Genomic DNA, 8,492 nt, shown 5'->3' with positions numbered 1-8,492 from the left:
TGCTGCAGGACCGCCGCACCAGGCGCGATTAGCTCAGCGGGAGAGCACTACCTTGACACGGTAGGGGTCACTGGTTCAATCCCAGTATCGCGCACGTCGGATCCTCCGGGGTCTGCTGCAGGACCGCCGCACCAGGCGCGATTAGCTCAGCGGGAGAGCACTACCTTGACACGGTAGGGGTCACTGGTTCAATCCCAGTATCGCGCACAGTAACGGCCGGGGCCGCGACTCTGAAGAGTCGCGGCCCCGGCCTTTTGCGTGCTCCGAACCGCCCGAACCACGTGCCCGGCTGCGGCTCCCGTGCGGACACGGGGGAAGCTTCGGGGGGGGTCGGCCGACAGCCTCGAAAGACAGAAGAGCCGCGTACGGTCGCCCTCACCGACGACCGTACGCGGCATCTCCTCCTGCCGGGGTGCTCTGCGCACCGCTCTCGCCCGTCCGCGTGTCAACGCGGTCGCGGCCTCCCCGGCGGCACCGGCTCCCCGTCCCCAGGGGATCCAGTGCCCGTTCTGTGGGCCGGCCCGGAGGCCGACCGGTCCCGGCCGGTGGGTCAGTGGCCGATCAGATCGGCGACCGCCTGAGCCTGGGTCGCCATCTGCTCCCAGCCCCCGAACAGGCTGACCAGCAGCACCGCGCAGGGCAGTGCCATGGCCACCGCCACGGCCGGGTGCCTGGTGGGATCCGCGGCCTGGGGCTGAGTGAAGGCCGGCCGACGGCGGCGGGAGGTCGTTCCCGTGAGCTGCGCTGCCATGCCCTGACTCCTGATTCGTGAGCAGTTCTGTGTGAAGGTGGACGCGGTGGACGGCTTACCTCGGGGGACGAGCTCCCCGTCCACCGCTGAGGACAACGCTATGGCCCGAGGGGTTCGGTGGGCGTCATGCCGTCGTACTGTTCTCCGGGCCTCCCGGAGGATGACGCTCGGACCTGGGGACTACTACCGCAGGGGGAGACGTCCTCCGTCGCACCCCCGGGGGAACCCTGAGGGGCGACCCCGAGAAACGTTTCAGCAGCCGCGTCCCGAGGTCAGTCCAAGATCGGACTATCGGACGGTGGCTTGAGGTGTTGCGTATCAGCACACCGCAGCAGGCAGTCCGTAAGCTGTGCCAGACAGGAACTGACGACGCCCCAACCGACGGGGCCTCACCCACGGTCTGACGGGGAACGAAGATGGCGATGATGCGGCTGAGGCGTGAGGACCCCCGCATCGTCGGGCCGTACCGCCTGCACCGGCGGCTGGGAGCCGGTGGGATGGGGGTGGTCTATCTCGGCTCGGACCGCCGGGGGCAGCGCGTCGCACTCAAGCTGATCCGGGCCGAACTGGCCGAGGACATCGAGTTCCGCACCCGCTTCGCCCGCGAGATCGCCGCCGCCTCCAAGATCCGGGGCGCCTGCACCGCCCGCGTGATGGGCTCCGACATCGAGGCCGACCGCCCCTGGCTGGCCACCGCGTACGTCCCCGGGCCGTCGCTGTACAAGCGGGTCGGCGACGACGGACCGCTGAGCTGGCCCGAAGCGGCCCGGATCGGAGCCGCGCTCGCCGACGGGCTGGTCAAGGTGCACGAGGCCGGGGTCGTCCACCGGGACCTCAAGCCGTCCAACATCCTGCTCTCGCCACGCGGCCCGCGCATCATCGACTTCGGTATCGCCTGGTCCCGCGGGGCCAGCACCCTGACCCACGTCGGCACGGCGGTCGGCTCCCCGGGCTTCCTCGCGCCCGAGCAGGTCCGGGGGGCCGCCGTCACGCCCGCGACCGACGTCTTCGCCTTCGGGGCCACCCTGGCGTACGCGCTCACCGGCGACACCCCGTTCGGTTCGGGCGCCTCCTCGGAGGTCATGCTCTACCGGGTCGTCCACGAGGAGCCCGACCTCACCGCGGTACCGCCCCAGCTGGCACCGCTGATCCGGGCCTGCCTGGCCAAGGAGCCCGCCGAACGGCCCGGCGCCGCCGCCCTGCACGAGCGGCTGAGCGAGCTGGCCGCGCGCGGCACCGCGGCGGGCGGAGCCTCCGGCGGGACGTTCGGACGGAACCGCGGCTCCTCCGACGGCAGTACGGCACGCGACGCCGCGGCGGAGCGGAACGGGGCGGCCCCGGGTGGCGCCGCCGCAGCCGCCCCCGGGGCGACCCGGCCGCTCACCGCGCGCGGCACCGAGGGGCGGCCCGGAGCCGCCGTCCGGCCGGCCGGCAGCGTCCCGCCGGGACCACCGGCCGCCGCCCCGCGCGGTGTCCCGGCCCCCGGGCGGGCAGCGGACCCGGCAGCGGCCTCGCGCGCCCGCGCCGGAGCGGTGGGCCGGCCCGCCGGACCCCCCGGCGGGCCGCCGCGACGTGCCCCCGGCCAGGGCGGGCAGGCGGCCACCGCACCGCTCCCCCGGCCCGACGCGGCCCAGGCCACCCGGCCGATGCGCGAACGCCAGCAGACCCCTCCGCCCGGCCGCCCCGGTGCACCCGGCGGCGCGCGGGAGCGGGACCGGCGGCCGGCCCGGCCGCGCGGGCGGGCCCAGGACCGGCAGCACACACCCGTACCGGGCGGCCGTCCGGGTGCGGCCCGGCAGCGGCTGCTCCGGCAGCGCCTCGTGGTCTTCGTCACCGTGACGGTCGGGGTCGCGCTCGCCATCGCCGCGGCGCAGGGGTGCGAGAACCGGGAGAACCAGGGGATGCGGCCCTCGGCCTCGGCCCCGGCGGCGCCGGGTGCGGGCGAGCAGCAGGGTGGCGCGGCCCCGCCGTCGACCCCCGCCCAGGGCCCGGCGGGCTCGGCCGGCACCGGCCTCTCCGCCGACGGCATCGCCCAGTCCGCCTCTCCGCTCACCGCTGCGGCGCGCGCGAGCGCGGTGGCCGGCGAGGGCGCGCTGGGCCCGGCACAGGGCGCCGGGCCCGCCGTGGACTGGCCGAACCGCGCCTACCCCGATCCGGCGAGCGGAGCGGCCGTCACCCTGCGCGACGGCCGCTCCGCGGGGACCGGACCCCAGATCGTCCTGAGCGCCGTACTCCCGGCGCGGTACAAGGGGGCTCCGGCGGCCCTGGTGGTGCTGCGCCGCTCCGAGGGCTCGGTGCCGGTCGACCTCGTCCAGCTGTTCTCCTTCAACGGGGACGCGCCGGTCGCGCTGGCCTCCCGTTCCTCGGCCGCGGATCCGCAGGCCACGGCGACCTGGCGGCTGGAGAACGGTGCGCTGGTCCGGGAGGAGCGGGTCGCCCAGACGGGTTCGGCCACCTCGACCCGGTACACGGTGCGCGCGGACGGCACCCTGGAGGAGTCCTGGCCGGGCTCCGGCTCCACCACGCCGGCCGTCACCGCTCCGCCCGCCGCGGCTCCCGCCCCGCCCACCGCCCCGACGGGCTGAGGGCCACCGGGCCGAGGGCCCGCCCGGATCGGGCCCGGCGCACCGGACGTCGGACCGGCCGACGTCCCGTGCGCACCGGATCCGTCAGGCCGCGGTGACGGCGTAGAAGGCGACGGCCGCCGCCGCGCCGACGTTGAGCGAGTCGATGCCGTGCGCCATCGGGATGCGGACCGCGTGGTCGGCGGCCCCGACGGCGGCCCGGGTGAGGCCGTCGCCCTCCGCGCCGAGCATCAGGGCGGCCTTGGGCAGGCGGTGGGGCGCCAGGCCGGCGAGGTCGACGGCGCTCTCGGCGGGGGTGAGGGCCAGCAGGCTGAACCCGGCGGCGCGGACCGCGTCCAGCGCGGCCGGCCACGGGTCCAGGCGGGCGTACGGCACGGCGAAGACGGCGCCCATCGAGACCTTGACCGCACGCCGGTAGAGCGGGTCGGCGCAGTCGGGCGAGAGCAGGACGGCGTCCATGCCGAGCGCCGCGGCGCTGCGGAAGATCGCGCCGAGGTTGGTGTGGTCGACCAGGCCTTCGAGGACGGCCACCCGGCGGGCTCCGGCCAGCACCTCGGCGGCGTCCGGCAGCGGTCGGCGTTCCATCGAGGCGAGGGCCCCGCGGTGGACGTGGTACCCGGTGACGGCCTCGGCCAGCGCGGGCTCGACGACGTGGACGGGGGCGTCGGCGTCCGCGATGACGTCGGCCATCACGTCCAACCACTTGGCGGTCAGCAGCATCGACCGCATCCGGTAGCCGGCCGCCAGCGCGCGGCGGATGACCTTCTCGCCCTCGGCGATGAAGAGGCCCTCGGCGGGTTCGCGGCGGCGGCGGAGTTCGACGTCGGTCAGGCCGGTGTAGTCGGCGAGGCGCGGGTCGGCGGGGTCGGTGATGGTGCTGGGTTCGGACACCCTGCGATCTTGCCAAGCCGGGCCGGGGAAGGCCAAACGGCCCAAGGGTCGGGGGTGGTGCCCTTGGCCCCCTGCCGGGCGGAGTGCAAATATGACGTATGGCCCGTTTTCCGGGCCGATCCTGGGCTCCGTCGGCCGCTGGTGCATCCGGTTCCACCACCTCGCCCCGATCCACCGGTACCGCCGGCTCCGCCGGTGGGCGCCCACACGGTCGGCACCAGCAACCCCGAGCGGCCCGACAGGGGCCGGCGAAGAGCCGGTCGGTGGCGGGACAGGTGTTCGCGCTGCAGGTCGTGGTGGTCCTGCTGCTGGTGGCCGCGGCCGTCGTCGCACTGGTCGTCCAGTCCCGCAACGACGCCCGGCAGGAGGCGACCAACCGGTCGGTGGCGGTCGCCCAGACCTTCGCCAACTCGCCCGGCATGGTCGAGGCGCTGCGCTCCCCCGACCCGACCGCGATCCTCCAGCCCAAGGCGCAGTCGGTGGCGGTCAACGCGGGTGTGGACTTCGTCGTCGTGCTCAACACCGACGGCATCCGCTTCACCCACCCCAACCCGGACCGGATCGGTCAGAAGTTCGTGGGGACCTACCAGCCCGCCCTCCAGGGACAGGTCGTGGTCGAGCAGGTCGTCGGCACCATCGGACCCCTGGTGCAGGCGATCGTGCCGGTGCACGCGCCGGACGGCCAGGTGGTCGGGATGGTGTCCGCCGGCATCACGATCGCCAATGTGAGCAGCGCGAGCGAACGGCAGCTGCCGGTGGTGCTGGGCGCGGCCGCCATCGCGCTCGGGCTGGCCACCTGCGGCACGGCGCTGGTCAGCCGCCGGCTGCGGCGGCAGACGCACGGACTCGGGCCGGCCGAGATGACGCGGATGTACGAGCACCACGCGGCGGTGCTGCACGCGGTGCGCGAGGGCGTGCTGATCATCGGCGGCGACGGGCTGCTGCTGCTCTGCAACGACGAGGCACGCCGGTTGCTGGACCTCCCGGCGGACGCCGAGGGCCGGCCGGTCGCCGAACTGGGGCTCGACCGGGCGCCCGCGGAGCTGCTGACCGCCGGGCGGGCGGTCACCGACGAGGTCGTGCTCGCCGGTGAGCGGCTGCTCGCGGTGAACGTCCGGCCGACCGACCAGGACGGCGGGCCGCCCGGCTCGGTCGCCACGCTGCGCGACTCGACCGAGCTGATGGCCCTGACCGGGCGGGCCGAGGTCGCGCAACGACGGCTGCGGCTGCTGTACGACGCCGGGGTGGCGGTCGGCAGCACGCTGGACGTCGAACGGACCGCGGAGGAACTGGCGCAGGTCACGGTGGGGCGGTTCGCGGACTACGTCACCATCGACCTCGCCGAACAGGTGCTGGCGGGCGAGGAACCGCCGCCCGGTCCGGACCTGGGGCGGATGCGCCGGGCGGCGTTCGCCGGGGTGCGGGACGACTCGCCGTTCTACCCGGTGGGAACGGTGCTGGAGGTGGTGCCGTCGACGCCGCTGGCGGGCGCCCTGCACAGCGGACTGCCGGCGGTCGAGCCGCGGCTGGCGGAGGCGTCGGCCTGGCGGGACCAGGACCCGGAGCGGGCGGCGCAGGTGCTCGCGTACGGGGTGCACTCGCTGGTGCGGGTCCCGGTGAAGGCCCGCGGCGTGCTGCTGGGAGTGGCCCGGTTCTGGCGCTCGGAGCGGACGGACGCCTTCGAGGAGGACGACCTGGCGCTCGCCGAGGAGCTGGTCGCGCACGCGGCCGTCTGCATCGACAACGCGCGCCGCTACACCCGGGAGCACGCGATGGCGGTGACCCTGCAGCACAGCCTGCTGCCGCGGAGCCTGCCGGACCAGAACGCGCTGGACGTGGCGCACCGGTACCTGCCGGCGCAGGCCGGGGTGGGCGGGGACTGGTTCGACGTGATCCCGCTGCCCGGCGCGCGGGTGGCGCTGGTGGTCGGCGACGTGGTGGGGCACGGGCTGCACGCGGCGGCGACCATGGGCCGGCTGCGGACGGCGATCCACAACTTCTCGACCCTCGACCTGCCGCCGGACGAACTGCTCGGGCACCTGGACGAGCTGGTCAACCGGATCGACCAGGAGGAGTCGGCGACCGGCGGCCCGGCGGCGGTGACGGGTGCCACCTGCCTGTACCTGATCTACGACCCGGTGTCCCGGCGGTGCACGCTGGCCAGTGCCGGGCACCCGCCGCCGGCGCTCGTCGGGCCGGACGGGCACGTGGTCTACCCGGAGCTGCCGACCGGGCCGCCGCTGGGGCTGGCGGTGCTGCCCTTCGAGACGGTCGAGCTGGAGGTCGCCGAGGGCAGCCGGCTGGTGCTGTACACCGACGGGCTGGTGGAGGACCGCGAGCGGGACATCGACGAGGGGCTGGAGCTGCTGCGGGCCGCACTCGCCGGGCCGCCGAGGACGCCGGAGCAGACCTGTGCGGACGTGCTGGGGGCGCTGCTGCCGGCGCGGCCGCAGGACGACATCGCGCTGCTCGTGGCGCGGACCCACGTGCTGTCGCCGGACCGGGTGGCGGAGTGGGAGGTGCCGTCCGACCCGGCGGCGGTGGGCGGGGTGCGGGCGGCGGTGGCCGAACGGCTGGAGGAGTGGGGGCTGGAGGAGGCGGCGTTCGTCACCGAGCTGATCCTGAGCGAGCTGGTCACCAACGCGATCCGCTACGGGACGGGGCCGATCCGGGTCCGGCTGCTCCGTGACCGGTCGCTGATCTGCGAGGTGTCGGACACCAGCAGCACCTCGCCGCACCTGAAGTACGCGGCCACCACGGACGAGGGCGGGCGCGGGCTCTTCCTGGTCGCCCAGTTCGCCGACCGGTGGGGCACCCGGTACACGGCCACCGGGAAGGTGATCTGGACGGAGCAGCCGCTGGAGTAGCGGCCGGCGGGGGCGCCGCCCGGCCCCGGGCCCGTGGGCCCGGGGCCGGAGCCGGAGGTCAGGACCGGGCGGGGGCGGTGCCGGACGCGGCGGCCAGGACGTCCACGACGTCGCCGACGACGATGACCGCGGGGGGCTTGATCTGCTCGGCCTCGACGGTGGCGGCGACGGTGGCCAGGGTCGCGTCCACCCGGCGCTGGGCGGCGGTCGTGCCCTCCTGGACGACGGCCACCGGGGTGTCCGCGGGGCGCCCGCCCTCGATCAGCCGGGCCGCGATCGCGCCGATCTTGTCGACCGCCATCAGCAGCACCAGCGTCCCGGTCATCCCGGCGAGCGCGTCCCAGTTGGTCAGCGAGCGCTCGTCGTCCGGGCCGACGTGACCGGAGACCACGGTGAACTCGTGCGTCATCCCCCGGTGGGTGACCGGCACGCCGACCGCCGCCGGCACGCTGATCGAGCTGGAGATGCCGGGCACCACCGTCACCGGCAGCCCGGCCTCCGCGCAGGCGAGCAGCTCCTCGCCGCCGCGCCCGAACACGTACGGGTCGCCGCCCTTCAGGCGGACGACGAACTTCCCGGCCTTGGCGTGCTCGACGAGCGTCCGGTTGATCGCCTCCTGGGCCATGAACCGGCCGTACGGGATCTTCGAGGCGTCGATCACCTCGACGTGCTCCGGCAGCTCGGCGAGCAGCTCGCGCGGCGCCAGCCGGTCGGCCACCACGACGTCGGCGTCGGCGAGCAGCCGGCGGCCCCGGACGGTGATCAGGTCCGGGTCGCCCGGACCGCCGCCGACCAGCGCCACCCCCGCACCGTGCGCACGGTACTGGCGGGCGGCGAGGGAGCCGTCCCGCAGCCCCTCCACGATCGAGTCGCGCAGGGCCGCGGAGTGGCGCGGATCCCCGGTGAGGACCGCGACCGTGGCACCCGCGTCACGCCCGCTGGCCGGCGTCCACGCCGTGGCCGCGGCCGCGTCGTCGCTGCGGGCGCAGAAGACCCGCTCGCGCTCGGCCTCCGCGCTGACCGCGGTGTTCACCGCCGGGTCGTCGGTGGCGACCAGCGCGTACCAGGTGTCGGCCAGGTCGCCGTCCCGGTAGCGCCGCTCGTGCCAGGCCAGCTCGCCCGCGTCGGCCATCGCCTGGACCGCCGGGGTGGTGACCGGGGATATCAGGTGCACGTCCGCGCCGGTGGCGAGCAGGGCGGGCAGCCGGCGCTGGGCGACGTGACCGCCGCCGACGACCACCACGCGGCGGCCGGCGAGCAGCAGGCCGACCGGGTACGGGGTGCGGCCCTCGGTGCTGGGGTGAGGGGTGGGCGCGGTCATCGGCGGTGCTCCTGGATCGGGTGAGGGTGGTGGGGGTACGCCGCCGCACCGCTCCGCGTCACGGCGCGCCCTCGGGC

Annotated in this window: 4 protein-coding genes, 2 tRNA genes and 1 pseudogene; 4 read left to right on the top strand and 3 right to left on the bottom strand. The window is 75.6% G+C overall.

Annotated features, from left to right (window positions below):
* Window positions 1–22: 22 nt before the first annotated feature.
* Together ACFWIC_RS17460 and ACFWIC_RS17455 are read left to right on the top strand one after the other, a co-directional pair.
* Window positions 23–94, top strand: a tRNA-Val gene (locus tag ACFWIC_RS17460).
* 41 nt (window positions 95–135) lie between these two features.
* Window positions 136–207, top strand: a tRNA-Val gene (locus tag ACFWIC_RS17455).
* Between the two features lie 343 nt (window positions 208–550).
* Here ACFWIC_RS17455 and ACFWIC_RS17450 read toward each other — a convergent pair.
* Window positions 551–751 carry a hypothetical protein gene (locus ACFWIC_RS17450; protein ID WP_380519248.1) on the bottom strand — a complete coding sequence of 67 codons (201 nt, stop codon included), beginning with the start codon at window positions 749–751 and terminating at the stop codon, window positions 551–553.
* 416 nt (window positions 752–1,167) lie between these two features.
* Between ACFWIC_RS17450 and ACFWIC_RS17445 the strand changes: the two are divergent.
* Window positions 1,168–2,715: pseudogene (locus ACFWIC_RS17445) on the top strand (serine/threonine-protein kinase); the annotation flags it as partial.
* Window positions 2,716–3,420: 705 nt separating this feature from the next.
* Here the strand turns inward: ACFWIC_RS17445 and ACFWIC_RS17440 are convergent.
* Window positions 3,421–4,227, bottom strand: coding sequence for an RNA methyltransferase (locus ACFWIC_RS17440; protein WP_329882286.1), 807 nt, complete (start codon window positions 4,225–4,227; stop codon window positions 3,421–3,423).
* A gap of 98 nt (window positions 4,228–4,325) precedes the next feature.
* Here ACFWIC_RS17440 and ACFWIC_RS17435 point away from each other — a divergent pair, with 98 nt between their 5' ends.
* The gene (locus tag ACFWIC_RS17435) at window positions 4,326–7,094 is read left to right on the top strand and encodes a SpoIIE family protein phosphatase (protein ID WP_329949819.1); all 2,769 of its coding nucleotides are present in this window, start codon (window positions 4,326–4,328) and stop codon (window positions 7,092–7,094) included.
* Window positions 7,095–7,152: 58 nt separating this feature from the next.
* On the opposite strand, the gene cobA is transcribed toward ACFWIC_RS17435, so the two are convergent.
* A complete protein-coding gene (gene cobA, locus ACFWIC_RS17430) occupies window positions 7,153–8,415 on the bottom strand; it encodes a uroporphyrinogen-III C-methyltransferase (protein ID WP_329949818.1) in 1,263 nt (420 codons plus the stop codon).
* Between the last annotated feature and the right edge of the window lie 77 nt (window positions 8,416–8,492).

The organism is Kitasatospora sp. NPDC127035 (genome assembly GCF_042726075.1).
Taxonomy (GTDB): domain Bacteria; phylum Actinomycetota; class Actinomycetes; order Streptomycetales; family Streptomycetaceae; genus Kitasatospora.
Note: the sequence above shows the minus strand (reverse complement) of the source record. Positions and strands in the feature narration are given on the sequence as shown.